We start from the raw sequence: 24691 nt of genomic DNA, 5'->3' as shown, positions 1-24691 counted from the left end.
CAGTGTCTGCGCAGCGGGCCCTTCCGTTCACTCGGTGACTCGGTGACTCGGTGACTCGGTGACTCGGTGATCAGGCGTCGAGGACCTGACCCTCACGCTTCACGACGGGCGGTTCGACCGACCAGGGGAAATTGATCCACTCGTCGGTCTTCTTCCACACGTACTCGCACTTCACGAGCGAGTGGGACTTCTCGTAGATGACGGCGGAGCGCACCTCGGCGACGTGGCCCAGGCAGAAGTCGTGGACGAGCTTCAGCGTCTTGCCCGTGTCGGCCACGTCATCGGCGATGAGGACCTTCTTGTTCGTGAAGTCGATCGCCTCGGGGACGGGCGCCAGCATGACCGGCATCTCCAGCGTGGTGCCCACACCGGTGTAGAACTCCACGTTCACGAGGTGGATGTTCTTGCAGTCGAGCGCGTAGGCGAGGCCGCCGGCGACGAACACGCCGCCCCGGGCGATGCTGAGGATGATGTCGGGCTCGTACCCGTCGTCGGCGATGGTCTGCGCGAGCTCCCGAACGGCCCGCCCGAACCCCTCGTAGTCGAGGTTCTCGCGTACTGCGTCACTCATGCGTCGTGCCTCACCTGGGTGCGGTGGAAGTTCTGGAAGGAGCGCGAGGCGGTCGGGCCGCGCTGCCCCTGGTACCTGGACCCGTAGCGCTCGCTGCCGTACGGGAACTCCGCGGGCGAGCTGAGCCGGAACATGCAGAGCTGCCCGATCTTCATGCCCGGCCAGAGCTTGATCGGCAGCGTGGCGAGGTTCGACAGCTCCAGGGTCACGTGGCCCGAGAAGCCGGGGTCGATGAATCCGGCGGTCGAATGCGTCACCAGGCCGAGGCGGCCCAGACTGGACTTCCCCTCCAGTCTGGAGGCGATGTCGTCGGGCAGCGAGACGACCTCGTACGTGGAGGCGAGCACGAACTCACCGGGGTGGAGGATGAAGGCCTCGTCCCCCTCCGGCTCGACCATCCGGGTCAGGTCCGCCTGCTCGATCGCCGGATCGATGTGGGCGTACCGGTGATTCTCGAACACCCGGAAGAACCGGTCGAGACGTACATCGATGCTGGAGGGCTGCACCATCGACTCCTCGAACGGGTCGATGCGAACCCGTCCGCTGTCGATCTCGGCCCGGATGTCTTTGTCAGAGAGAAGCACGTCCCGAGGATACGCAGAGCGCGCGGGCCACCCCCAATCGAGAGCGGCGCCCGCGCGCCCGTCCGCTATCGCTTGACCGCTGCCCCGACGGGCACGGCCTGCCGCAAGCGCGCGCACCGCGGACACCGCAGCAACCGCCCGGGCCCGATCCGGCCGGCACCGAGGTGCTGCAGCGGGAAGGAGGCGGTACTGAAAACGTGCCCTTCGGCACAACGGACGACGGTGTGCTCCATCGAGTCCCTTTCCCCAACGAGCCGTACTGCGACGAATCGCCACATTAGGGGATGATCGGCACCCACTCCAGCCGCCGCTCCGCACCCACACGGTACGCCCCAACTCCCGCACCCACACGCCTCGGTGCACACCACACACGACATCGACCCCACGGCAAATTCACCGGGGGTCGATCATGAGGTAGAGTGGGCGACGATGGAGCTCCAGGCAACTGGCCCACCGCGCGGATGTAGTTTAATGGTAGAACATGAGCTTCCCAAGCTTATAGCGCGGGTTCGATTCCCGTCATCCGCTCTTGAACGAAGGCCCAGGTCAGAGACCTGGGCCTTCGTCGTTGTCTAGACCGGTTCAGGAGTCCCGCACCACTTGCGCACCACTTGACCGCTGCGCGGCCTGCTCGGCGGCCTTCTGCCGCGCGGCGCGCACCATCCCGTCCAGTCCGCCGGCGACCTCCTTCTGCCGCTCGTGATCAGAGTGTTGGTAGATCAACGCGGCCTTCTCCGAGGACTGCCCGGCGCGGACCATCGTGTCCCTGAGCGTGGCCCCGGACCGCGTCGAGAGGGTGTGCCCGGTGTGACGAAGGTCGTAGAACCTGAACGACTTCGGCATGCCGACCTTCACCCGCGCCTTGGCCCACTTCCGCCCGAACGTCGTACGCCGGAACGGCGCCCCCTTCTCCCCCACGAAGAGGAGACCCTCAGGTCCCTTCTCCGCGAACCACGCGACGTGCCGACGCAGGTCTTCCCGCAGGAAGTCGGGCAGAACGATGATCCGTTTACCCGCATCGGACTTGGTCGGCCCCTCCGCCCGCTTGCCGGTGTTCAGCTCCGGAGCGGCCTTCCTGACGCGGATCGTCATGGCGTCAACGTCCACGTCCTTGCGCCGTAGCTCGGCCTGTTCCTCGGGGCGCATCGGCCCGTAGGCACCGAGGTAGACCATCAGCCTCCACCGGATCCCGATCGCCTCGGCCAACGCGTCCACCTGCACCACGGTGGCGATCTCCCGCTCGACCGCCGCCTCCTTACCGGCGCCTCTGATCCGGCAGGGGTTCCGGCGGATCAGCTCGTCGTCAGCCGCAGTTTCCAGGATCGCCTTGAGGAGCCGGTACGACTTGGCGACCGTGGTCGGGGCCTTGGTCGTCGCGAGCCTCTCGGCCCGCCACTCCCGGATGCGGGGCGGGGTGATTTCGTCCAGGTCCCAGCCCTCGAAGGTCGGCAGGATGTGCAGGCGGAGCAGGCGCAAGTACAGCTCGACAGTCAGCGCGCCCAGGTCCCGTTCCGCCACCCACTTCCGCGCGTACTCCTCGAAGTTGACCGCCCCCGCATCGGGGTCCCGCCAGGCCCCGCGGGTCAGGTCGGCTTCCACCTGGGAGAGCCAGACCTCGGCCGCGGCCTCGGTCTCGAAGGTCTCCGGTGACCGCCGCCGCACCCCCGTCGGGTCGAGGTAGGAGGCGGTCCAGAACCCGGAGCGGTACTGGCGGACCGCTCCGAACCTCCGCTTGCCCTTGCTCTTCTTGCTGCGCTTCCCGGCCACTACGCCGCCGTCCGCATCCGTCGGCGGACGGGAACGGCCGGGACTTCACTGGCGCGCATGTACTCCTCCAGCACGCTCACGGCGATGCGCACGTGAGTGCCGAACTTGCTGTAGCTGATCCGGCGTTCGGCCACGAGCCGCCGGACGAACCGCTCGTCCTTCATGCCCAAGTGGATGGATGCCTGCTTCACGCTCAAGAACTGATCGTCGAGGGGGGACGTCTGCGTACTCGGTGCGGACGTCAAGTGCCGCATGCGGGCAGCGCTGCTCACGCTCAGTGCCTCCTGGAGAGGTGGGGGCCTTCCGGCCCTGCTCGTAGAAATCCGCTACTGCCGCTACCTCCGCTACCGCCCTGGTCAGGGGCCTGTTTTTGGTAGCGGATTGGGTAGCGGTAGCGGATAGATGCGCGGCCGGCCCGGCTTTTGGGGGCCGGGCCGGTAGCGGGAGTTGCTGTTGGGGTAGCGGATGTTTTCGGGCTATCCGCTACCTCCGTCAGGCCTGTGACCTGCGAGGTAGCGGAGGTAGCGGAAGTAGCGGATTCTCAGGGGGTGGGGGGAGGGCAGTACCTCGTCCACGCGTCGGCGAGGTCGGCCGCGTAGTAGCCCTTGAGGACCGCTCCGCCGCTTTTGATGTTGCGGGGCTCGATGGGCTTGTTGTCCGCGGTCATGTACTCGCCGAGCATCTTGGCCAGGCCCCGGGAGGTCAGGGGCTTGCCGCCCATGTCGGCCCAGGGCGCCTCTTCCAGGGCGTAGAGGCGGTCCAGGACGGAGATGGTGGGAAGTCGCTCGATCCCGTTCAGGACGTGGTCGCGCAGGTCGGTCAGCAGCCGGATTCCGATGCTGCCCTTGTCGTCCTGCTTGGATGCGGCGACGATCTGCGCGCACGCGGTCCGGGCCCGTGCCGGCCAGTCGCCCCCGGCGGCGTCCGCGACGGCGATGAGGGGCTCCCATACGTCGGCGGGCCGGTCTGTGACCTCGTCGGGCATCTCGGGGAACACCCCGTCGACGAGGTGGCGGACACTGTCCGCCCAGACGGCGAGGCGGTCGCGCAGGGCGTGGCCCTCGGGGGCGTGGAGGCGGCGACGGAACGGCTGGACACGTTCGTTGCGGGCCCGGCGGCGCATCCGGATGATGACCGACCGGGTCAGGATCGTGTCAGGGAGCGAGCCGAGTCCGGCCATGGCGACCACGCAGAAGCTGGGGAACTCCTGGACGGTCTGGTTGGTGCCGTCCCCGACGCACCGCCACATGCCGGCGCCCCGGTGGTGGCCTGCGTTGAGGAACCCGCGCAGGGGCTCGTTGTCCCCGGCCTTGGGGCCGAAGATCGTGTCGACCTCGTCGAAGAGGATCGTCGGCCGGGTCTCCAGTGTCGAGACGGCCCGGAACAGGACCGGCGCGGAGGCGTTCGCCGCGACGAGCGGCTGGGGGACGAGGGTTTCCACGATCTCCAGCGCGCGGGACTTCCCCGATCCCGGTTCGGGGGAGAGGAACGCGAGGCGCGGCGTGGAGTCGAAGCAGTCCAGCAGGTGCGCGTGCGCGTCCCACAGGGCGACGGCCACGTAGGCGGCCTCGGTGGGGAAGACGTTGAAGCGGCGGTGGAAGGCCTCCACCTCGTCCAGCAGCCGGGATCCGTCCGAGGTGGTCTGCGGCTCGGTGTGGGTGCGGGTGACGGTGGTCATGCGGCCTTCCTCCGGGCGTTGGCGACGCGGCCGAGCGGGCAGACGGCGCGGTGGTCTTCGTGGACTTGGATCAGGGCGAGGACGTTGTTGCGGCCCACCGCGCTGCGGTCGTGGCCGCACTCGCACTTCGAGTGCGCCGTGGGCACCGCCCGCGCAGACGGGGCGCAGATGTGCAGAACGGCGACGACGTACCGGCCGTCCCGCACCTGCGGGTCCGGGCGAAGGGCAGAAGGGACGCCTTCGGCGACGACCTTCAGCGCGCCAAGGCCGTCCGGAGTGCGGGTCGGTTCGGCGGACCGGGCCCCGGCGGAGGTGGCAGGAAGGCTCTTCAGGGAGGGGCGGGGGCGGCCGGTCATGCCGTGCGCCGCATCGTGTTGCGGGCGATGGACCAGTTCAGACCTGATCGGATCGTCGTGCGGCACTCGGCAGACGGCATGCCGGCCGACTCCCCCGCCGCCTGAAGAGCCTCCTCCACCACGTCGCGGGGAAGGTCACCGACGGCGATGAATCGCCCCAGAGCGCGGGCGGCCCGCAGCAGCGTCCCGTTCCGCTCGCCCTGCGCGGCGCACTCCACGGAGGCGGTCTCCGCGTTCAGGGCCGCGGCCGCGTACCGGCCCGACTTCACAGCGGAGGGACGGCCGGTGAGTGTCCGCAGAGCCTGCTTGGGGGCGAGCAGCCCGTACAGCCAGGCGGGGAAGGGGGCCGGGGCGACAGGATCGGTCACCTCGTACGCGCCCGCCGCGGTGACGCTGCCAGGGGCGACGACGTACCCACCCCACGCTCGGGTGTCGATCAGCTTGCCGAGCCTGCCCGCGCTGTTGCCCAGCCGGACCCCGTCCGGGGCGGTGAAGTACAGGTGGGACCCGCCGGAGGGAGTCCGCACGCAGAGCGTGGACGGGATGGCCTGCCCGGCGCGCTCGCAGAGCGCTCGAAAGGTGTCCGCGCCGCGAGGCGCGTCCGAACTGCCCTGCCCCTTGGGCATGTCGAGGTCGACAACGACGAGCGCGGACGGGCCGGTGGCGATGCCGACGTTGAAGGGGAGCCGTTCCCACGCGCGGCGGATCCGGTCCGGGTCACTGGTGGCCCGGTCCTCCCACTTGCGGTGGCCTCCCGCGCAGTCCCCCAGGCCGGGGCAGTGGTCATCCCCGTGGAGCGCGGGTCGCTTCTGGCCCGGCCGGAGTGGGAACACGCTCCAGCCGAGAGCGGCGGCATCGAGCGCGGCGGTCAGCAGCGCGGATGCGGATTGATGAGCCATGCTGGATTCCTCCAGTAGGTGCTGGAAGAGGGCGGCCCGGACTTTGGCGAGACGGGGCCGCCCTCGCTGATTTCAGTGGCGGGTGTGGTCGGTGGCCAGGTCCGTCAGTCGCTTCGCCTCGTCAGGGGTGACGTGACGGAAGCGGACCGACACCCGGCAGCCCGGGTACGGGCAACGGACGGTGCGCGTGCCGGTGAGGAGCGCGAGCGCGTCGCCGACGCGCTCGGTCAGGGGCTCGGGCTGGTTCACGCGGTGGCCTTTCAGCGGTTGTTGAGGGTTCCAGCGGCGCGGCCGAACATCCCGGACGCGCTGATGTTCTGGGTGATGTGCTGCACCGGCCCCGCACCCCGGCCGCCACCCCTGCGGGTGCGGAGGGCGAGGGGAACGAGGGCGCCGACGGCGATGAGGGCGACGGTCGCCCAGAGGGCTTCGGTCATGGCGATCAGTCCCGGGGCGGCGTAGGAGATCCCGAACCCGGCCGCGGCGATCCCGCCGCCGAGCGTCGGGGCGAGGAGCGCGGTCGTCTTGGCCCAGCGCGGAATCGATTCCCGGGCCGGTTCCGCTTCGGCGGCGGGGCCGGTGTGGGGGTGGGTGTAGGCGAGGGTGCGGATCCCGTTGGGGAGGGTCACCCAGTCGACACCGGGCGGAACCTCCTGGGGCAGCAGGACGGTGTGCGGCTCGACGGGACGGGGGCGGTGGATGGGGTCGCCGTAGCGGGTGGCGGGGGTGAGCGGCTGGTGGGGTTCGGTGTGCACAACGCGGTCCCTTCAACGGGACGGACCACGTACCGATTTCGGTATGTGGTCCGTGGGCGAGGCTTGTCGCGTACTTGTCGCGTGCTTGTCGTCTGGCTTGTCGTCCCGCTTGTCGCGTGCCTTGTCTTGTCGCTTGTCGCCCCCAAGGTCAAAGCCCCTTTCCGACCCTCCAGAGGCCCGGGGAGAGGTCTTGCCGACGAGGAGGCGACAAGCGACAAGGGGTCACGCGTCGGGGGCGTGCGTGCGGTGGACATAGCGGGTCTTCGTGCCCGCACCGACCCGCACCGCGAGCCCCTCGTCCGCCCACTCCTGAAGCCACCCGCTGATCGTCTGCCGGGTGGTCCCGTAGGCGTCGGCGAGCGCGCGGGCGATCGCGGACGCCCCGGTGCCCTCGGGCCCGGCCGCCTCCAGAGCGGCGAGCGCGGCCGCCTGAGCGGCGTTGTCCTGCTCCCCGCGCAACGCGGACAGGTTCAACCCGCCCGGGGCCGCCTTCGGCGCCGGAGTGGCTTCCGTTTCGGGGTCGGGCGTGGTGGCGAACTGGGCATCGATCTGCGCCCGGAACGCCTCGGCCAGCCGGTCCTCGTCCGACGCGGTTGCCGTGGACTGCCGGTGGGCGCTGAGGTTCAACCCGCCCGCCGGCGCGGCGGGCGCCGCAGTGTCGTGCACGGTGCCGGGGTCGGCGTGTGTGTGGTCGTTGATCCAGGCGGTGCGGGTGGTGTCCCAGCGGCGGGCGTAGTCGGGCCCGGCGGCCTTGGCGGAGATGTCGTCGAGGCGGGGGTGTCGATCGGAGGTGGCCAGGACGATGTCGCGGATCTGGGCGGGCTTGATCCGCCAGGACTTGAACAGGGCGGCCGGGGACTCGGGCGTGCCGAGGAACCCGGACCCCTTGTAGGGGGCCTGCTCAATGCTCAGGCCGCGGCGGCCGGGGAAGAGCTTGGCCAGGTCCATGCCCTCCTTCTCACCCCCGGTCAGCGCGATACGAACCTTCGCCTCGCGGCGGATCATCAGGTTGCCGAGCACGGCCCCGGTGGCGCCGAGAGCGGTGAGGAAGGTCCGCAGGCCCATGGCCCGGGAAATCCGGATGACCTCCAGGATCTTCGCCGCGAGTGCCTTCATGGCCTTGTCGTTACTGGCCAGGATCTCGGCGCCCTCGTCGATAATCAGCTCGATCTGCGGGATGCGCGGGCTGATGGGGAGCAGGTCGGTGTCGGCGTCGGCCATGAGCTGCTGATAGGCGACCTTCCGCCGTTTGGCGATCGCGATTGCCGCATCCAGCATCCGGTGGGCTTCCTCCGGGGTGGAGGCGAGCCAGTCGATGCCGGGCCGGACCACCTGGCCGTTGGTGGGGGTGAGGGCGGGGCGGACCCAGGGCAGGCCGGCGGATCCGGCGTTGAGGTCGATGACCCAGCCGAGCATGTCCTCGGCGCGTGCCACCGCGGCGATGAAGGTGTGGACGAAGTTGGTCTTGCCGGATCCGGTGGGGCCGACCGCAATCGCGCACTGCTCGCGCAGGAACGCGTCCGCCGGACGGCCGTCGGTCCGCACCCCGAGCGGCAGGCCGGTGTGGACCGAGAGGGGGCCGTAGTCGGTGGGGTAGGCGATGTCCTCGGCGAGGACGTTGACGGTGGTGACGTCGATCAGGACCCGGCCCTGGTTGATGCCGGCGGAGGCGGCGGCGGTGCAGCCGTTCGGCAGGCGGGCATCGGCGGAGAGGGCGGCGTTGTACTGGGCGACCTTGTGCCAGGTCGCCCCACCGGGCGGTAGGTCGGCGTCGATCGTGAAGCCGGTGTTCGTCGGCCACACCTCCACCGCGAGGATCCGCAGCGTGAGCCCGCAGACCCTCTGGACGCGGTCGACCCACTCGGCGGCGATCGCCCGGCGTTCGGCGGACAGTTCGCGGGCGACCTGGCGTTCGGCGGCGGCGATGGCCTCCAGCTCGCGGGCCTCCTCGTAGAAGCCGACCGAGCGGGCGGCGGCGCCCATGCCGACGCCGAGGACGGCGAGGGCGCCGAGCTTGGTCCACTCCAGTGGCCCCATGGCGAGCGCCCAGGTGGTCCAGCCGGAGCCGAGGAGCCAGGACGCGGCGCGGGAGGTGATGGTCCGGCCGGCCAGCTTCTGCCGCAGCCCCGACGCGGTGTGCCCGATCGCGCCGACCGTGCCGACGGCGAGGGCCCAGCCGGGCGGCATGTGGGCGAGCGTGCCGACCGTGGCCACCGCGTACGCGCCGGTGGTCGCGGACAGCGCGCCGGTGACAGGCCCGTGGCCGGCGGCCCAGTCCAGGGCGAGCCCCTGGTGCTCGATGGTCTTGTTCTTGGTTTTGGTGGCCATCAGACGTTCCATCCCTTCTCGGCGTCGGGGCCGTTGCGGGGGTCTTCGTGGCGGGCGATGTCGGCCTCGTGGGCCTGCCGGAAGATCGGCCCGAGGTCCTCGGCGACGGCGGTGGCGGAGTTGAGGGCGCCGTAGATGTCGGCGAACCCGTCCGCCACCTCCTTCTCCAGCGGAAACTCCGAGTCGGAGCGCTCGGCGAGAATCCGCATGATGTTCGCGATCGACCCGAGCGCCTCGGGGAGGCCTTCGACCATGGCGAGGATTTCCATGGCGTTCTCGGGCTCGTAGGCCTGCGCGGCCTGCTCCATCTCCGCGGCCAATTCCTCGAACCTGAACCCAGACGTCGTGCTGTCCATCAGCTGTGCTCCTTCACCAGTGGAGGGTGCGGGGATCGGGGTGTCGGGCCGCTCGGCACGCTCGCCAAGCCGGTCACCTTCGATGTCCTGCTCGTGCTCGGCGTCCGCCTGCTCCTCGGCAGCCCGCTCGTCGTCCTCAAGCCCGTCATTGATGTCCGCGTCCCGTTCTTCGCGCTCGGAACGGGCCCGGCCGAGCAAGTAGCGGTACAGGCGCCGGCCGGGGTGCTGCAGCCACGCCCAACGCAGCTTCCGGCCCAGCGGGGTGGTCACCATCCCGAGCAGGCCGAGCACGCCGCCGAAGGCAGCGGCCCACGCACGGCGGGCGTGGAAACGGGCTGCGGACCGCAGCAGCGCCTTCCGCGCCGCCCTCTGCGCCGGGGCCTTCAGCTGCGCGACCCGGGCCCGGTGGGCGGCCGTCTGGACGGCGGTGCGGCCGTTGGCGACGGCCCGGCCGGCGGCCCGGTCCCGCGCGGTGCGGGTTGCGCCAACGGCCTTGTCCCGGGCGGCTGCGGCCTTGGTCATCCCCTTGGCCAGGGTGCGGGCGGCAGGGCCCCGGGGCTTGGCACCTACGACCTTGGCCGTGCGCTCGGCGGCCTTGGCGGCGCGGCGGGTGTCGGCGACCTGGCGGCGCGCCTGCACCGCCGCCGTACGCGCCGCGGCCCGGGTCGGTGTCTGGGTGCGGGCCTGCGAGCGCAGCTCCTGCACCTGACCGGCCCGGCCACCGGCCAGACCACCCGCCGTGTGCGCGGCGCGCTGCCGAACTGACGGCTTACCGGCCTTGTCGTGCTTGCCGACCGAACCGACGGACCGGCCGAGACCGGCCCCGTTGAAACGCTTGCGGGTGCTCTCACCTGCGGACTTACCAGCACCACCACCCGCGCGGGGCGTGGTGCGGGATTGTCCGGGGATCCGGCCCGACGGGCCGCGCCCTCCCCCATCGGCAGTACTCCGGGTGCCGGCCGCAGTCGCCTTGGCCGGGGCCTTCTTCTTGCTGTTGTTCTTGTTGCGGTGGTGGGCGGCGGCGGTGCCGAGGACGGCGGCGCCGGTCATCGCGATCGCCGCCGCGACGGGGCCGCCCGCCAGAGCGGCCGTGGCTAACAGGCTGGCCGCGGCGTTCGTCCCCGACAGGGACAGAGGCACCACGGGGAAACCACCGGGGGTGTGCTCCACCTCCTTCCCCGGAGTAGGGGCCGCCGTTTCGGCCGACGGGGCCTGAGCGGAGGGGGCTTCCTCGGGGGGAGCCTGCGGTTCGGTGATGGTCTCGGTCATGCTGAACGTGCTCCTTCACGGGAGAGAGAGCCCGGCCGACGCTGTAGGAGGTTGGCGGCCGGGCTCTCGTGCTGATCAGGCGACGCGCTGTTCCTCCGGGTACGCGCACGGGGTGCACATGCCGAGCGCGGCCGGGATGACGTACCCGGCGTCGCGGCGGCAGGACGGGCACCAACGGCGGGCAGCGTTGGCTTTCGCGAGGGCCTCGGCCCGGCGGGCGGTCATCGGCCGCACCGGGCGGGCCAGGTCAATCCGGTACAGGTAGGCGACCAACCGCCCACGCCGACGGCGGGGGCGTTCCAGCTGTGCGACGACGTCCTGTCCGCCGGGGCGCAGGCCGAGGGCTCGGAGCTGCCGGCGGGTGGCGAGCCCATCGGGGGCGAGGCGCCAGGAGTAGCTGGGCAAGGCACTCACCGGCGCAGGCGGTGGTAAGCGGCCCTGCACTCGGCGGCGTGGTGGTTGGCCCTGGTGCGAGTCGTGTCCACGTGGTGGTCGATGCTGCTGTAGCCGTAGCCACAGCCGTGACAGGACCAGTAGGAGCTGTGTCGGGTGCCCGTGATGTCCACGGCGGCGCCGACCTGGTTGTGCAACCGGATCAGCAGGTCGTCCGGTTCGGCCGGGGCGGTGTTCGGGGAGAGCTTCACTGTGCGGCTCCTTCCAAGGCCGGACGCGGGCTGGGGGCGGTGAGTTCGCGCAGTTCCTGGTAGCGGGCGGAGGCCCAGCCGACGGACCAGCCCGTCAGTTCCGCGGCGACCCGCACCGGCAGGCCCGCCGCGAACGCGGCCTTCACGACCTCCCGTGCGCGGTCCTCGCCGAGCTTGTCGGCCGGCGGCCCAGCGGCGAGAAGCGCGGCGCGTTCACGCTCGATCCGCTCCTGTTCACGAGCCTGTTCACGACGTTCACGCTCGGCCCGCTGCTGTGCCTCCAGCTCGCGCTGCTGGGCGGCCTGGCGTTCAAGGCGTTCACGCTCGGCCTGCTGCTGTTCACGGATCTGTTCACGGCGTTCAGCTGCTTCCCGCTCCGCCCGGGCCGCAGCCTCCGCCTGCTCGGCTTGCTCGCGCCGGATACGGTCCTGCCGCTCGGCCTCCTCGCGAGCGAGGGCGGCCTCGTGTTCACGCTGTTCACGAGCGATGGCCGCTTCGTGCTCACGGTGTTCACGAGCGGCACGGATCCGGTTCTCCTCCCGCTCCGCCGCCGCCCGGTCCCGGACGTCCTGCTCAGCGCGCTTACGGGCCTCCACCGCCAGGACGGCCGCAGTCAGGGCTCGCCGGTAGGCGAGCCCCGCTTCCGCAGTGACGATGAGGAGGAGCGGTGCGACCGCGTGCACGGCAACCCCGACCAAGTCCCCGGCCAGCGCTGATACGCCGATGTTCAGGGCGAGGGTCATGGCGCCGGTCATCCACCGCAGCGCCACCGGCCACGCTCCGCCGTGCCCGCCGAGACGGGCCAGGACAGAGTCGAGACGGACCACGATCACCACCGCCGCGTCGACTACGAGGGGCAGGATCGGAGCCGTCCACCGCCACTTCTCCGGCGTGTGCGCGGCCATGAGCGGTGTGACGGTGAGGACGGAGTAGAGCATCGCTCCGCCGACGATCAGCCAGGTACCGATGGACAGGGCACGCTCGGATGAACGGATCTGAACACGGTTCACGAGACGTCCTCCGCCGGTGAACGCTCCTCCGACGGGGCAGGAATCGCGGTGAAGCCGATCAGCTTCACGGGGCCGCCGGAGTAGTTCGTCTCGGCCTTCATGACCGCCGTGCGCCCGTCGCGGTGAACGCTGTGCTGCACCGTCCGGCGGCGGATACCGAGGGCCTGGCGCCACATCTCGAACCCCTCGGCGTCGTCGTAGAAAGACAGCTCCAGCAGGTTCGGGTACACGGTGGAGATCGACACGCACGGCGCCGGCAGGTGGCGGTACTGGTCGGCAAAGAGGCGCAGCGCCATCAGCGGCGCGCCCATGGCCGACAGCGGCAGCGTCGGGGCGGTCATGCGGCACCGCCCGGCATGCCCGCAGCGGCCGCGGCCCGGTTGGTCAGCGTCCGCCGGACGGCGAGCACCTTGCGGCGGGCCCGGCGGATCCGCCGCTCGTCCAGCACCGACGGCGTACGGTCCAGCACAGTGATCCTCGCGTCGAGGAGGTCGACCTCCGCCAGGATCAGCGGCAGCTCCCACTCGATCGCGTCCAGCTCCGCGTCCGACGGCTCCAAACCGTCCGACCACGGCGTAACAACGTCCTGAAGTGCAGCGATGGACTTCATTGGGTCTAGCTCCTTCGACAGAGGAACGGGACTCAGCAGCCCTCGGCGCGGGAACGCCGGGGGCTGCACTGCGTTGTGGAACAGGAAGAAATCCGGCTCCCCTCAACCCCGCCCGTACACCGCGAGGGGCGGCGGACGGGCGGAGGAGGCAACCGGTCCGGCTGGGCCGGAAGGTTGAAAATGAAAGTTCACGTCCACTGTTGAGTTCTCAAAGATCCGCCGCTTCCTTCGAGGGGTCCCTCACAGGGCTCTCCAGGCGCCGCGAACCGCGCCAAAGCGGCACGGATCACCACCCCGAGCTTGACCAACTTGGCTAGCCCGGTGACTCTGAGAACAACGTAGCCAGCCTGGCTAGTCACGTCAAGCCATGACTAGCCAGGCTGCTCAAATAGTCAGGTTGGTCGTAGGATCGAGGCATGACCTTTGCGCTTGAGCCTCTGGACCCGGACGACGATCGGCCGCCGTACGAGCAGGTTGCGCGCAGTCTCGGCGCGGCGATCCGAACAAGGAAGCTCGCTCCCGGTGAGCGGCTCCCGTCCCACAAGATGCTGACGGACCACTTCGGCTTCGCCCGCGCCACGATTCAGCGGGCCCTCCGGGACCTTGAAGACGAGGGCCTCGTCGTTTCCCGCAAGGGCAGCGGCGTATTCGTGCGAAACCGCACGGAGCGGCCGGCCGGACTACGGCCCTACGTCGAGCAGGCCTTCGCCAGCCGGAACGTGACGATCGACTTCGCTGGCTTCTCCAGCGAGACCCTGCACGGGGCCCTGCAAGAGCCTCTCGACAAGATCCGCGTGGGTCGCCTCACCCCGTCGAGCATCCGCATCCGCATCCTGGTCCCCGACATGTCGGTACCCCAGGCGGCGCCCGTGCGTCGCGAGGACTGCGCAGACGACCCGCGGCTTCGAGCTCGTATGCACGACATCATGGTCGGCTACACGCGAAGCATCTCCGATGCCATAAGCGAGCTCAGCCACCTCGGACTCGTCCAAGAGAGCACTGTCGACGTGCGCGTCCACAGCGGAACGCAGTTCTTCAAGCTCTATGTGATCAACAACGAGGATGCCTTCTTCGGCTACTACCCGATCCGCCCAAACAAGGTGGTAGCCCAGGGCGAGGCCATCGACATCTACGACCTCGTCGGCAAGGACACGATCCTCTTTCACTACTCGCTCAACGACGGCGACTCATCCAGCGGAGCGCAGCAGGTAGAGCAAGCCCGCATGTGGTTCGACAGCGTTTGGGAAACTATCGGGAGGAACGCCAGTGCCGACGCAAGCTGAAGCACTAGGCACCGCACTTCGCATTTCAAGGGCCGTCCTCTTCGACTTCGATGGACCTATCTGCGACGTGTTCCGCGGCCTCCCCGCGCCCAACATCGCTGACGAGCTGGCCGACCTGCTCGCGGCGCTGGCGCCGGCCCTGGGAGGTCCCGCGCGAGCCACGAGCGACCCTATGGAAGTCCATAGCCTTGCCCAGGAGGGGGGCAGCACTGTCCTCGCGGCAGTGGAAGCGGCTCTGACGGCGGCGGAAATTCGGGCTGTTAAGGTCGCCGGCGCCCCTACCAACGGCTCCGTTCGAGCCCTTCACGCAGCACGCGAAGCAGGACGTCAGGTCGCGATCGTGAGCAATAATTCAGCCGAGTGCATTTTGGAATACCTGACCCACCACGGAATCGCGGGGCTTGTCGACAAGATCATCGGGCGTCCCGTGTTGCGGCCTGACCTGATGAAGCCCTCGCCACACCCCGTACTCGCCGCCGCTTCGGCATTCGGCGTGGCATCCAAGCTCACCGTTCTCATCGGGGATTCACTAACGGACATTGAAGCGGCGCACGCTGCTGAAGCAAGGAGCATTGGGTACGCGAACAAGCCGCACAAGGAGGCATCGTTGGCCGCCGCAGGTGCGGATGCGGTGGTTCTTGACATGCGCCAAATCGCAGACTCTCTGATCCTGCTTGACGGAATCGGGTGCTAGACAGGAAGGGACGGCTCCGAGAATGGCAGAGAATCCGAGGCGTGAGCAACTCACGACGCGACCATTCGCAGCATAGCCAAATCGCGCAGGTTCACTCCGAGGCGGGCGAACCGGGACGCTTTCCAGAATCCCAAGCACCAAGGTGATCTTTATGCAAAATCAGAGCTTTATGCATATTGAATGCAGTCCAACCAAAATAGGACCGCGGCACCCTCAGCGCGTCAGCGCTTGAATTCAGAGCCTCCTCCAGCTGGTCCACCGTGGGCATTTCCTTAAGCGTCCTCCTCGCCCCCTGAAGGACGATTTTCAGGCGGCTGAAGGATGCTTCAGACTCCTCGGCGTCAGCCACTTCGGATGTACAGAATTCCCTGTACAACTCGCGCCACATGACCGTGTGAGGATCAATTTCCGTGACGTCAGATCGGGCGGTCCACGCCTCGTTTGGAATTACCCACATGAGGCGCCGACTCGACTTCTGAGGCTTCTTTCGCCCCGCCACCTTAACCATCCCCTGTAGTCGAATAGGCTCACCAGACGCACCTTCCCGCAGGAAGGGAACCACACGCCAATAGTCCAACAGATACGTAACCCTGGCATACGGCTCAAGCCGGAAAACACTCTTCGTTGAAATGGTGTCGTCACTATTAAACTTGAGGAATGAAGGGCACACGGAATAGTGACTTTTTTTAACTCCAGCCACCACTAGCGCTGGATTATAGATCGTGACACTAGAACGGCCGGGATTTTCTACGACGAGTTGAGCTATCTCGATATGGGCAGAATGGAGGCCCCCCTCAAAGGGATACGGAATCTCCCATTCCCCCGTTTCATTGACGACGATCGAACCCTCACTGAGAATACCCGCATTTAGATAGACTCGGACACGTCCACCATCAAGGACGTGTTTGGTAATCTGCCATCCGAGCGAAAATGCGGCCACGGTGAGGCTGAGCAACCCGACACCTAGCGCTAGGGTCGGGATTTGAATTCCAAGAAATTCGGCGGGGTTTGCGCTCATCACAGCATGCTAGCCATCCACTGCACTGCAGGTCAGGCAGTCCGCAAAATCCGCAAGTAGCGGTCGAGTGCGGACGACAGGGGCGGAGGCTGGCTCCCAGCAAGGCGGGGAACTACCCGCCCAGTCTGGGGTTGCAGGCCCGCCCGACCCTGCGGACGACACCGTCATCCTGCATGCATCGCAAGATGGGCGCACCACTTGCGCACCACATCGTGTGGCCACACGCGGTAAACAGCGGTCACCTGTGCCCACGTGACGGAACCAGGGATACCAGCAAACAGCCTGGTCAGGGCGGCAACTAGCGTCACAGGGGCGGGGATTCCCAAGCTTATAGCGCGGGTTCGATTCCCGTCATCCGCTCTTCCACGAAGCCCCAGGTCAGCGACCTGGGGCTTCGTTGTTGTCTAGACCTCTACAGGCTCGCCGTGCCCTCCGCGTGCCCTAACGCCCTGTGGCGCGCCAAGCACCCCCCGCCGGAGCGCAGCCGTACCGAATCGCGAGACGCATTTCCTGTAGCCCGCACCATATCGCCGCTCGAATGTGCGTGTTCGCAACCCCGAATGCAGGCCCTCAACCACAGTGCCCGCGCGCCCGAGTTGAGGGCAGCGCGGCATGCCCCCACCCACCCGAAGGTCACTGAAGGCACTCCCCCGCCGAAACACGAGCGTGCTCGCCCCGTCCCGCCGGATGATCACGAGTGGTGACAAGTTGGTGACGCGTTGTCAGTCGCGGGTGCTTTCATGGGTCCGGTGCGCATGGAGGCGCATCTCGACTGGTGGGGGGACATAGCAGTGCCCTGGATCAATGAGTACTTCCGGTCAGACGGCACTCGGGTCAAAGGCCACGTCCGGCTCCCTGCCGGTGCCCGGCGGGAGACTGCACTACTCGGCCTGATCGTCGCCGGCGTGATCGTCTTCGGGAACGGCACAACATCGGCGGGGGCGGGAACAGGCGCGGGTCAGGAGTTACCCGGGCCGCAGTCGACGGTGGTCTACCCGATCAAGTGGCCGGCGTGGGAAAACCGCCCCGCTCCCCAGCCCATACCGTCGGTCTCCTATCCAATCGTCTTCCCCAGCTCAGGGCCCAGCAGGTGAGCCCCCGCCCACCCGCGAAGAGGCGCAGGCGCACCGGCCCAGCGTGGCGCCGGAAGGCCACCGGCTCGGAGGAGCTGTGGCTCATCGGCTTGGCCGGCCTCGTGGCCCTCAGCCTCGTTGTGGCGGTGTTGTCGTGGCTGGCTGCCCATCCCTGGGTTCTGGTGCTCGGCCTCCTCGCAGCCGCTGCTGCGGGCGGACTATGGCTGCGCAGGCGCCAGGAGACCGCCCGATGGGAGCAGGTCCGGGCCCAAGGCCTGCGCTACGCCGTCGAACACCTCGACAGCCTCCACCACAACGACTTCGAGTTCGCCGTCCGGGACCTCATGCACCGTGACGGCTGTGCCGACGCCCAGAAGGTCGGCGGACGCGGCGACAACGGCGCGGACGTCAAAGCCACCGATCCCTACGGCCGCCGCTGGGTCATCCAGTGCAAGCACCGCAGAGCCGGCTGGTCCGGATCCGCGGTCGGCACCCCCGACCTCCACGTACTCAACGGCACCGGCCGCCAGATACACGGCGGCGACGTCCTCGTCATGCTCACCAACGGCCGCTTCTCCAAGCCCGCCCTCGACTTCGCCAAGTCCCAGCACCTCCACCTCGTCGACCGCCACCTCCTCGCCCAATGGGCCAGCGGCTCCCGCCCCCTGTGGGAACTCCTCCGCGCCGTCCCGCCACCCCGCAAGCCGTCATCACTGTCCTGACCCTCCGAGAACGGCCCGGCCATCCCCTGGACCGCAGCCACAGGAGACACGCCGGTGAGGTGGGCGCATCGTGCTGCGCCCGTGCGTTCAGTCCAGGCCAAGGGCTTCAAGGTGAGCCAGGAAGGCCGCAACCAACCGAGGGCGTGTGACATCGGGGACCGGCTCGTCCGGAGCATCTTCCTCGATGCCCCACTCGGTGTTGAAGGTAACGGCCTTGTTCTGAGGCACGACCTGGTCCCGGAGCCAGACGACGAAGTTCGCCGCTTCCAGTGCGGTGCAGTTCTTTACCGCCACCCCCTCCGGGGACAGAAGTGCGAAGCCCTCCAGCTCCTCTTCACCGAAGGTGACCCCGAACTGCAGGCTGGTGTTGCGGACTGGGCCTGTGTGGCCTTCATCGACCTGCAGGAAGGCTTCCGGGTCCCCTGCAAGCAGGTGGGCCCTGAAACTTTCGAAGGTGAGACCCCAGGTCTCCCCGTCAATGGGCGTGAAGACGTACATCGTGCGGAGTTCGGCAAGGTCGGACGGGTTCACGCGGGTGCTCCTTGGTGGAGAAGCCGATCAGGGGACGTAGCGGGCGTAGCCCTTGGCCCCGTATGCGGCCATCATGACGCGCCAATAGGAAACGGCGTCGGCCCACCTCTTGGTCGAATCCGAGTGCCTGCCCGATCAAAGAATCAGGCTCGGAACGCCCTTGGCTTTTGGGCGCACCACTTTGCAGCAGCTTGCGTCGGTGCGCCATCGTGGAGGGCGTGCCCCGACCGTGCCCGTAGGGACGGTCAACAGGGGTCACATGCGGGCTCAAGGGCTCCCCAGAGGAGCCAGCAGCGCCTATTCTCGCAGGTCAGGTGCGGTAGTAACCCACTCTGCACAGTAGATTCCCAAACTTGTAGCGCGGGTTCGATTCCCGTCATCCGCTCTTCTACGAAGGCCCTGGTCAGAGAGCAGGGCCTTCGTCGTTGTCGGAACCCGTCGGGGTGGACTCAAGCGCCCGGTGGTGCGGCCTCGTTGGTGGGGTGGGTGGTCGGCGTGCGTATCGTTGCCGCGGGCTGGGCGCGGGAGTTGAGTCTGTGAGGACGGAAGGGGGCGGTATGCGAGACGCGGGGGACGGGCTTGAGGAGTATCGGGGAGAACTGACCGGGTACTGCTACCGGATGCTGGGGTCGTACGCCGAGGCCGAGGACGCCGTGCAGGAGACGATGGTCCGGGCCTGGCGGAACGTCGAGCGGTTCGAGGGACGGTCGTCGCTTCGGTCGTGGGTCTACCGCATCGCCACCAACGTGTGCCTGGACGCCCTCGCCGCGGGCAGGCGGCGGGCTCTGCCGATGGACCTCTCGGAGCCGGCACCCGGAGCATCGCCCCCCGGAGCCCCGGAAGAGGCCGCCCTGTGGATCGAGCCCTGTCCCGGCGGGGACCCCGAGGCGGCGACGGCAGCGGGTGAGTCGGTGCGGCTGGCGTTCGTCGCCGCGCTTCAGCACCTGCCGCCCAGGCAGCGGGCCACGCTGATCCTCCGGGACGTGCTGACCTTCTCGGCCCGCGAAGTCGCCGAGCTGCACGGCTCGACCGTCGCCTCGGTCAACAGCGCCCTGCAGCGGGCCCGAGCCACGCTCGCCGCGCACCGCGGCCCCGCCGACGACCTCGGTACCCGGCCGTCCGACTCCGTCCACGGGATGCTGGCCGAGCGGTACGCCAGGGCCTTCTCCCGCTACGACATGGAGGAGCTGAACATGCTGCTCCACGTCGACGCCACGCTGTGCCTGCCCCCGTACGCCAAGTGGATGCGCGGGGTCCGCGACATCCAGGCGTGGCTGACCGGACCTGCCCTCGGGTGCCGCGGCTCCCGTCTGATCCCGACCACGGCGAACGGCACCCACGCCTTCGGCCAGTACCGGCCCGGCCCCGCCGGGACGGGCTACGAACCGTGGGCACTCCAGGTCATCGAGTTCTCCGGCGACCGCATCACCGGCATCAACGCCTTCCGCGACACCGAGCGTCTGTTCCCGCTCTTCAACCTGCCGGCACGTATCGAGCCGGACGCCTCCGCCGACACCGGTGCCCTTGCCCGGGCCACCCCCTGGGCGAACGGGACGCCGTCGCCCGGGACCTGAGCCCCCGTTGCGGTCCGCTAGCGGTTCGCCGGGGCGCCGGCCAGCCGGGCCGCCACGGCGGTCAGCCACAGCAGGCCGAGTCCCGCGCCGGCGGGGAAGCCCGCCCCCGCGTCGGCCGGGAAGGCCGCGACGACCCAGAAGGAGACGGCGAACACGCCGACCGGGACCGGGCCCCACGTGCCGCCCGCGCCGCCGCGCCGCCGCGCAGCACCTGCCGCAGTCCTGCCGCCCCGACGATCAACAGCGCGACGGCGAGCGTGAAGTTCACCGTCTGGATCCAACCCGCCTCCCCGGGGGCGAGCTGGCTGATCGCGTGACGCGTGAAGTCGAACCCGTCCCGTGCGAAGCCCTGCGCGAGGCCGGCCGCCAAGAACAGCGTGCCCGCCACCACGCGGCCCGGTACGGCTTGGCCCGCGAGAATGGCAGCACCCGCACTCGGGGATTCGGTATCTGTCCCCGCGGTCAGAGAATTTAACGGGCCCCGCAGGGAGAGTTTTTGTGGCGGCGCACACGGTGGAAATATCTACGCACGCAAACCGCTGCCGCATGCTACTGTCGATCTCGGTTGCAGTTTTGGTACCCGAAAACTTCAAGCGCTCCAGTCGGCCTCGCGCCACTTTCAAGCGCTTCATATGCCCGGATCATTTTCCGGCGGGGGCATCATCGCGGCGACACGGTTTCCGTACAGTGCGGATGCCGGCGTACTGCCCCAAAGGAGATTCACATGGCATCTGGCACCGTGAAGTGGTTCAACGCGGCCAAGGGTTTCGGCTTCATCGAGCAGGACGGTGGCGGCGCGGACGTGTTCGCCCACTTCTCGAACATCGCCGCCCAGGGCTTCCGTGAGCTGGCGGAAGGCCAGAAGGTCACCTTCGACATCGCGCAGGGCCAGAAGGGCCCGACGGCCGAGAACATCGTTCCCGCCTGACGCTGACGCGTATTTCGTAGCTGGGGCCCGCATCCCTCGGGGTGCGGGCCCCAGCTGCACGTATTTCCCGCCGTCCCGCAGTGGTGTCACCTGCGGGAGTCGCCTGCGGACCGAAGCACGCAGGCCACCTCCCGGCTTTTCTGCATTTCCTGCAGGCCGGATTCGATTTCGCATTCCATTTGGCCCGTTCTTGCGATTCCCTGCACCAAAAACCAACCGGGGGAATTCCTTGATACGTGCCGTATCAAGGAGGGTTCTGAATGAACCGCACGCGTACGAACACCCGCTCCTCCCGCACCCCCAGCCGTAACGGCGGACCCGCTTTCGGCGCTGCCGGCGGTACGGAGCGGGGCAGCCGCTTCGGTACGAGCCGTTCGGGCGGCTACGGCCGACGGCCCGCAGCGGTACAGGGCGAATTCGCCCTCCCCGAGACGATCACCCCGGCGCTCCCGGCCGTCGAGGCCTTCGCCGACCTCGACATGCCCGAGCAGCTGCTGTCCGCGCTCGGCTCCGAGGGCGTCACCGTGCCGTTCCCGATCCAGGCCGCGACCCTGCCGAACTCCCTCGCGGGCCGTGACGTACTGGGCCGCGGGCGCACCGGCTCCGGCAAGACCCTCGCCTTCGGCCTCGCGCTGCTGGCCCGCACGGCCGGACAGCGCGCCGAGGCCCGGCAGCCGCTCGCGCTGGTCCTCGTACCGACCCGCGAGCTGGCCCAGCAGGTCACGGACGCCCTCACCCCTTACGCCCGCGCCATGAAGCTGCGTACGGCCACCGTCGTGGGCGGCATGCCCATCGGCCGGCAGGCCAGCGCGCTGCGCGGCGGCGCCGAGGTCGTCGTCGCGACGCCCGGGCGGCTCAAGGACCTGATCGACCGCGGCGACTGCCGGCTGAACCAGGTCGCGATCACCGTCCTGGACGAAGCCGACCAGATGGCCGACATGGGCTTCATGCCGCAGGTCACCGCCCTGCTCGACCAGGTGCGCCCCGAGGGCCAGCGGATGCTGTTCTCCGCCACCCTCGACCGCAACGTCGACCGGCTGGTCCGTCGCTACCTGACCGACCCCGTCGTGCACTCGGTCGACCCGTCGGCGGGTGCGGTGACCTCGATGGAACACCACGTCCTGCACGTCCACGGCGCCGACAAGCAGCGGATGACGACGGAGATCGCGGCGCGCGAAGGCCGGGTGATGATGTTCCTCGACACCAAGCACGCCGTGGACCGCCTCACCCAGGACCTCCTCAACAGCGGCGTACGGGCGGCGGCGCTGCACGGAGGCAAGTCCCAGCCGCAGCGCACCCGGACCCTGGCCCAGTTCAAGACCGGGCACGTGACGGTGCTCGTCGCCACCAACGTCGCCGCGCGCGGCATCCACGTCGACCACCTCGATCTCGTCGTGAACGTGGACCCGCCCACCGACCCCAAGGACTACCTGCACCGGGGCGGCCGCACCGCCCGCGCCGGCGAGTCCGGCAGCGTCGTCACCCTCGTCACACCGAACCAACGCCGCGAGATGACCCGCCTGATGGCAGCCGCCGGCATCGTCCCGCAGACCACCCAGGTCCGCTCCGGCGATGAAGCACTGAACCGCATCACCGGCGCCCAGGCACCCTCCGGCATCCCCGTCACCATCACCGCGCCGGTGTCCGCGCGGCCCGGGCGCAGCGCCGCCTCACGCGGTCGGCGTAGCCCCGGATCGGCTGCCCGGCGCGTCAGCGGGCGACCTGCAGCCTTCGATGTGGCGGCCTGACCACCCCTTGATCAGGAAACTGACCCATCTCTGCAGGAGGCACGTTGTGACGCTGGTCCAGATGCAGCCCCGCTCGGCAGGTGCCCCCCTTGTCGCCCAGACCGTGGACAAGGTCATGGAGGCGGCCGGGCCTCAAGTGTGTGATGACATGACGGTCGAGGTGGCCCTGTCCGTCATGGCCAGTGCCCGCGCCGGACATCTCCTCGTCTGTGACGACGACGGCCTGTGCACCGGAGTGGTCACCCGGGCCCGGCTCGACGCCGTCCGCGACAGCGCCGCGTACACGGACCGGGTCCGGCTGCGTGACATCCTCGGCGACCGCGGGCCCTTCGCCTCGCCCATGACCATGATGGTCGAGGCCGACCACGCGATGCGGTACCGGCGGCTCGACGCCCTGCCCGTCGTCGACGAACAGGGCGTCGCCCTGGGCGTGCTCGCCCTTGCCCGCTGAACGACCACCTCTCTCTTCGTGAGGCGTCTTGCGCTGCCTCACCGCCCGCTTCCCGGGCCGTGACCCGAGCTCGGGTCACACAGCAACGAGGGCCCGACCGGCACGTGCCGGTCGGGCCCTCCTGCGTAGGGACGGACTTCCCTGCGCGGCGCGGGGTCAGTGGTCGAAATAGCTGAAGTCGCCCACGGTCCAGGCGCTGACGTCCGCGATCGAGACGCGGTACATCCCACCCGTCTCCGGGATCCCCACCGTGCCCTGCAGGATGCGGGCCACGTGGAAGTGCAGATGGGTGGGAGGCCCGTCCCGGCGGGGCGCGGCGGTGAAGGTGGCGGAGAACTCGGCCAGGCGGGCCGAGTCCGTCAGAACCTCCGACACCCGCTGCCTCCACACGGCTTCGGGAGCCAGCCGGCCGGTGATGACGGCACCGCTGGTGACCACGGTCAGGGACATCTGGTTGCTCTGCCCGGACTCCACCAGGGTGGCGACGTCCACGAGCAGCTGGTCAGGCTTCGACATGGGAGCCGATTCTATTCACGGGCCTTCCGCCCGCTCCAGGGGTCGCGCGACCAGGCGAGCAGGGCGCCGCTCACCGTCTTCCCGCCCGAGGCCCGTCGGGTGCTCGACCACGCTGGTCTAGCTGTCCTCAGCGCACGCGAAAATCTATGACGGTCGGAGTAGACATTGGGCTGTGTCCTGGTTATGGTTTCTCTCGTAGCCCAGAGAGACAGCAGGGCCCGGCAGAGACGAACTGCCGGGCAGCAGTACACGAAGTCGCAGTACGCAGGACGGTCCGGTGGTGGAGTTCCGAAGCCAGGTTTGTGCAGGACGGTGACGGGGCTGACGACCGGACCGGGTGGCCCGCAGTGATCAGGGGCCGCCTTGAGCAGTACGCATTACCGCATCACCGCAGTACCGCAGTACCCAGCAGTGAAGTAGGGAGCAGCACCTCGGTGAAGGCGTCGGCTGCGGGCGCGCGCACCGGGAAGTTCGGCAGTGGGGTTCTAAGCCAGAGCAGACGCAGGATGGGCGACGGGGCTGGCTGCCGAAGAGTGGCGCCGACACGGGCCACCAGCAGTGAAAGCAGTACAGCGGTAAGTGCAGTATCAGCAATGAGGTAGTTGATCACCGAGGGAAGAACGGAGGGGCCCAGCACCATCAGGGATCGCCCGGGCGGCAGTCTGAGCCCGGGTACCGCAGGACATCGATAGTGAGGTGGTCTCCGGTCAAGCAACCGCGATCCCCGTATTCCCGGCAGCATCGTGGCCGGGTCGGCGGAAACAGAAGGCCGGCGCAGGACTAGGGTCGGCAGATGGTGTAGTAGTTCCTTCGGGGCCCGGGTGCCAATGGCGCCCGGGCCCCTCCACGCGTTCCATGAGAGAGGTTCAATGACAGCAGACGACTCGTTCGGCCGTCTCGATGACGACGACTACCCCGCCTACACGATGGGCCGGGCCGCCGAGATGCTCGGCACCACCCAGGGCTTCCTCCGCGCCATCGGCGAAGCCCGCCTCATCACCCCGCTGCGCTCGGCAGGCGGACACCGCCGCTACTCCCGCTACCAGCTGCGCATCGCCGCCCGCGCCCGCGAACTCGTCGACCAGGGCACCCCCATCGAGGCCGCCTGCCGCATCATCATCCTCGAAGACCAGCTCGAGGAAGCCCAGCGCATCAACGCCGAATACCGCCGCGCCGCCGAATCGCCCGGCCCGCCCGCCTCGGCCTGAGGTGAGCGCGCCCGGCCGGCAAGCGCGGGCCGCGCCCGAGGGGCGTTCGCGCCACCAGCCCCGTTTCACGTTCGCGCCACCAGCCCCGTTTCGACCGTCAGCCCGTCTCGACCGTCAG

The 24691-nt window shown here is 69.0% G+C and carries 29 protein-coding genes, 1 tRNA gene and 1 pseudogene; 9 read left to right on the top strand and 22 right to left on the bottom strand.

Features of this window, described 5'->3' with window-relative positions; translation table 11 throughout:
• Positions 1 to 70: 70 nt before the first annotated feature.
• A complete protein-coding gene (locus ACFYP3_RS03990) occupies positions 71 to 571 on the bottom strand; it encodes a phosphoribosyltransferase (RefSeq protein WP_388826333.1) in 501 nt (166 codons plus the stop codon).
• Positions 568 to 1155: a dCTP deaminase gene (dcd, locus tag ACFYP3_RS03985; protein ID WP_388826330.1), complete on the bottom strand. Its 588-nt coding sequence runs from the start codon at positions 1153 to 1155 to the stop codon at positions 568 to 570. The genes ACFYP3_RS03990 and dcd overlap by 4 nt, the downstream gene beginning before the upstream one ends.
• Before the next feature lie 457 nt (positions 1156 to 1612).
• On the opposite strand from dcd, the gene ACFYP3_RS03980 reads away from it, so the two are divergent.
• Positions 1613 to 1683, top strand: a tRNA-Gly gene (locus ACFYP3_RS03980).
• 54 nt (positions 1684 to 1737) lie between these two features.
• Here the strand turns inward: ACFYP3_RS03980 and ACFYP3_RS03975 are convergent.
• The 14 genes from ACFYP3_RS03975 to ACFYP3_RS03910 all read right to left on the bottom strand — a co-directional run bounded on the left by ACFYP3_RS03975 (position 1738) and on the right by ACFYP3_RS03910 (position 12827).
• A complete protein-coding gene (locus tag ACFYP3_RS03975; protein ID WP_388826327.1) occupies positions 1738 to 2922 on the bottom strand; it encodes a tyrosine-type recombinase/integrase in 1185 nt (394 codons plus the stop codon).
• Positions 2922 to 3113, bottom strand: a complete 192-nt coding sequence (locus tag ACFYP3_RS03970; RefSeq protein WP_388826879.1) for a DNA-binding protein — start codon at positions 3111 to 3113, stop codon at positions 2922 to 2924. The genes ACFYP3_RS03975 and ACFYP3_RS03970 overlap by 1 nt, the downstream gene beginning before the upstream one ends.
• A 350-nt stretch (positions 3114 to 3463) precedes the next feature.
• The gene (locus ACFYP3_RS03965) at positions 3464 to 4045 is read right to left on the bottom strand and encodes a DUF3631 domain-containing protein (protein WP_388826876.1); all 582 of its coding nucleotides are present in this window, start codon (positions 4043 to 4045) and stop codon (positions 3464 to 3466) included.
• 551 nt (positions 4046 to 4596) lie between these two features.
• On the bottom strand, positions 4597 to 4956 hold the full coding sequence (locus ACFYP3_RS03960; protein WP_388826324.1) for a hypothetical protein: 360 nt from the start codon (positions 4954 to 4956) through the stop codon (positions 4597 to 4599).
• Positions 4953 to 5855 (bottom strand): bifunctional DNA primase/polymerase, encoded by a 903-nt coding sequence (locus ACFYP3_RS03955; RefSeq protein ID WP_388826321.1) that lies wholly within the window; start codon positions 5853 to 5855, stop codon positions 4953 to 4955. The genes ACFYP3_RS03960 and ACFYP3_RS03955 overlap by 4 nt, the downstream gene beginning before the upstream one ends.
• Before the next feature lie 72 nt (positions 5856 to 5927).
• Complete coding sequence (locus ACFYP3_RS03950) at positions 5928 to 6104, bottom strand: hypothetical protein (protein WP_388826318.1); 177 nt, start codon at positions 6102 to 6104, stop codon at positions 5928 to 5930.
• A gap of 11 nt (positions 6105 to 6115) precedes the next feature.
• Positions 6116 to 6610, bottom strand: a complete 495-nt coding sequence (locus ACFYP3_RS03945; RefSeq protein WP_388826315.1) for a hypothetical protein — start codon at positions 6608 to 6610, stop codon at positions 6116 to 6118.
• A gap of 222 nt (positions 6611 to 6832) precedes the next feature.
• Complete coding sequence (locus ACFYP3_RS03940) at positions 6833 to 8938, bottom strand: hypothetical protein (protein WP_388826312.1); 2106 nt, start codon at positions 8936 to 8938, stop codon at positions 6833 to 6835.
• Complete coding sequence (locus ACFYP3_RS03935) at positions 8938 to 10563, bottom strand: hypothetical protein (RefSeq protein WP_388826308.1); 1626 nt, start codon at positions 10561 to 10563, stop codon at positions 8938 to 8940. The genes ACFYP3_RS03940 and ACFYP3_RS03935 overlap by 1 nt, the downstream gene beginning before the upstream one ends.
• 75 nt (positions 10564 to 10638) lie before the next feature.
• Positions 10639 to 10977, bottom strand: coding sequence for an RRQRL motif-containing zinc-binding protein (locus tag ACFYP3_RS03930; protein WP_388826305.1), 339 nt, complete (start codon positions 10975 to 10977; stop codon positions 10639 to 10641).
• The gene (locus ACFYP3_RS03925) at positions 10974 to 11207 is read right to left on the bottom strand and encodes a hypothetical protein (protein ID WP_388826302.1); all 234 of its coding nucleotides are present in this window, start codon (positions 11205 to 11207) and stop codon (positions 10974 to 10976) included. Before ACFYP3_RS03925 ends, ACFYP3_RS03930 begins: the two co-directional genes overlap by 4 nt.
• Positions 11204 to 12217 carry a DUF2637 domain-containing protein gene (locus ACFYP3_RS03920; RefSeq protein WP_388826299.1) on the bottom strand — a complete coding sequence of 338 codons (1014 nt, stop codon included), beginning with the start codon at positions 12215 to 12217 and terminating at the stop codon, positions 11204 to 11206. Before ACFYP3_RS03920 ends, ACFYP3_RS03925 begins: the two co-directional genes overlap by 4 nt.
• Complete coding sequence (locus tag ACFYP3_RS03915; protein ID WP_388826296.1) at positions 12214 to 12558, bottom strand: hypothetical protein; 345 nt, start codon at positions 12556 to 12558, stop codon at positions 12214 to 12216. Before ACFYP3_RS03915 ends, ACFYP3_RS03920 begins: the two co-directional genes overlap by 4 nt.
• Positions 12555 to 12827, bottom strand: coding sequence for a DUF6284 family protein (locus tag ACFYP3_RS03910; RefSeq protein WP_388826293.1), 273 nt, complete (start codon positions 12825 to 12827; stop codon positions 12555 to 12557). Before ACFYP3_RS03910 ends, ACFYP3_RS03915 begins: the two co-directional genes overlap by 4 nt.
• A 416-nt stretch (positions 12828 to 13243) precedes the next feature.
• Between ACFYP3_RS03910 and ACFYP3_RS03905 the strand changes: the two genes are divergently transcribed.
• Positions 13244 to 14110: a GntR family transcriptional regulator gene (locus ACFYP3_RS03905; RefSeq protein WP_388826290.1), complete on the top strand. Its 867-nt coding sequence runs from the start codon at positions 13244 to 13246 to the stop codon at positions 14108 to 14110.
• Entirely contained in the window at positions 14094 to 14804 is a 711-nt protein-coding gene (locus ACFYP3_RS03900; protein ID WP_388826287.1) for an HAD family hydrolase, read from the top strand. Before ACFYP3_RS03905 ends, ACFYP3_RS03900 begins: the two co-directional genes overlap by 17 nt.
• Positions 14805 to 14895: 91 nt before the next feature.
• Here the strand turns inward: ACFYP3_RS03900 and ACFYP3_RS03895 are convergent, their stop codons facing one another.
• The gene (locus ACFYP3_RS03895; RefSeq protein WP_388826284.1) at positions 14896 to 15822 is read right to left on the bottom strand and encodes a hypothetical protein; all 927 of its coding nucleotides are present in this window, start codon (positions 15820 to 15822) and stop codon (positions 14896 to 14898) included.
• Positions 15823 to 16912: 1090 nt separating this feature from the next.
• Between ACFYP3_RS03895 and ACFYP3_RS03890 the strand changes: the two genes are divergently transcribed.
• On the top strand, positions 16913 to 17617 hold the full coding sequence (locus ACFYP3_RS03890) for a restriction endonuclease (protein ID WP_388826281.1): 705 nt from the start codon (positions 16913 to 16915) through the stop codon (positions 17615 to 17617).
• Between the two features lie 87 nt (positions 17618 to 17704).
• Here the strand turns inward: ACFYP3_RS03890 and ACFYP3_RS03885 are convergent, their stop codons facing one another.
• Positions 17705 to 18148, bottom strand: coding sequence for a hypothetical protein (locus tag ACFYP3_RS03885; RefSeq protein WP_388826278.1), 444 nt, complete (start codon positions 18146 to 18148; stop codon positions 17705 to 17707).
• A 557-nt stretch (positions 18149 to 18705) separates the two neighbouring features.
• On the opposite strand from ACFYP3_RS03885, the gene ACFYP3_RS03880 reads away from it, so the two are divergent.
• Complete coding sequence (locus ACFYP3_RS03880) at positions 18706 to 19722, top strand: sigma-70 family RNA polymerase sigma factor (protein ID WP_388826275.1); 1017 nt, start codon at positions 18706 to 18708, stop codon at positions 19720 to 19722.
• A gap of 17 nt (positions 19723 to 19739) precedes the next feature.
• Here ACFYP3_RS03880 and ACFYP3_RS03875 read toward each other — a convergent pair whose 3' ends face one another.
• Together ACFYP3_RS03875 and ACFYP3_RS03870 are read right to left on the bottom strand one after the other, a co-directional pair.
• Positions 19740 to 19877 (bottom strand): hypothetical protein, encoded by a 138-nt coding sequence (locus ACFYP3_RS03875; protein WP_388826908.1) that lies wholly within the window; start codon positions 19875 to 19877, stop codon positions 19740 to 19742.
• Between the two features lie 77 nt (positions 19878 to 19954).
• A pseudogene (locus ACFYP3_RS03870) lies at positions 19955 to 20110 on the bottom strand (DUF998 domain-containing protein); the annotation flags it as partial.
• Positions 20111 to 20446: 336 nt separating this feature from the next.
• Between ACFYP3_RS03870 and ACFYP3_RS03865 the strand changes: the two are divergent.
• The 3 genes from ACFYP3_RS03865 (at position 20447) to ACFYP3_RS03855 (ending at position 22849) form a co-directional block, all read left to right on the top strand.
• Positions 20447 to 20650 (top strand): cold-shock protein, encoded by a 204-nt coding sequence (locus ACFYP3_RS03865; protein ID WP_030722003.1) that lies wholly within the window; start codon positions 20447 to 20449, stop codon positions 20648 to 20650.
• A gap of 260 nt (positions 20651 to 20910) precedes the next feature.
• A complete protein-coding gene (locus ACFYP3_RS03860) occupies positions 20911 to 22398 on the top strand; it encodes a DEAD/DEAH box helicase (RefSeq protein WP_388826272.1) in 1488 nt (495 codons plus the stop codon).
• Positions 22399 to 22444: 46 nt separating this feature from the next.
• Positions 22445 to 22849 carry a CBS domain-containing protein gene (locus ACFYP3_RS03855; RefSeq protein WP_388826270.1) on the top strand — a complete coding sequence of 135 codons (405 nt, stop codon included), beginning with the start codon at positions 22445 to 22447 and terminating at the stop codon, positions 22847 to 22849.
• 156 nt (positions 22850 to 23005) lie between these two features.
• Here the strand turns inward: ACFYP3_RS03855 and ACFYP3_RS03850 are convergent, their stop codons facing one another.
• Both ACFYP3_RS03850 and ACFYP3_RS03845 read right to left on the bottom strand, forming a co-directional pair.
• Positions 23006 to 23365, bottom strand: coding sequence for a hypothetical protein (locus ACFYP3_RS03850; RefSeq protein WP_388826267.1), 360 nt, complete (start codon positions 23363 to 23365; stop codon positions 23006 to 23008).
• A 385-nt stretch (positions 23366 to 23750) separates the two neighbouring features.
• Positions 23751 to 23975 (bottom strand): hypothetical protein, encoded by a 225-nt coding sequence (locus ACFYP3_RS03845; RefSeq protein ID WP_388826264.1) that lies wholly within the window; start codon positions 23973 to 23975, stop codon positions 23751 to 23753.
• 259 nt (positions 23976 to 24234) lie between these two features.
• Here ACFYP3_RS03845 and ACFYP3_RS03840 point away from each other — a divergent pair, with 259 nt between their 5' ends.
• Positions 24235 to 24573 (top strand): MerR family transcriptional regulator, encoded by a 339-nt coding sequence (locus tag ACFYP3_RS03840; protein ID WP_388826261.1) that lies wholly within the window; start codon positions 24235 to 24237, stop codon positions 24571 to 24573.
• Positions 24574 to 24691: the final 118 nt, after the last annotated feature.

Origin of the sequence: Streptomyces sp. NPDC005533, assembly GCF_042871845.1 — a bacterium.
GTDB lineage: Bacteria > Actinomycetota > Actinomycetes > Streptomycetales > Streptomycetaceae > Streptomyces.
Note: the sequence above shows the minus strand (reverse complement) of the source record. Positions and strands in the feature narration are given on the sequence as shown.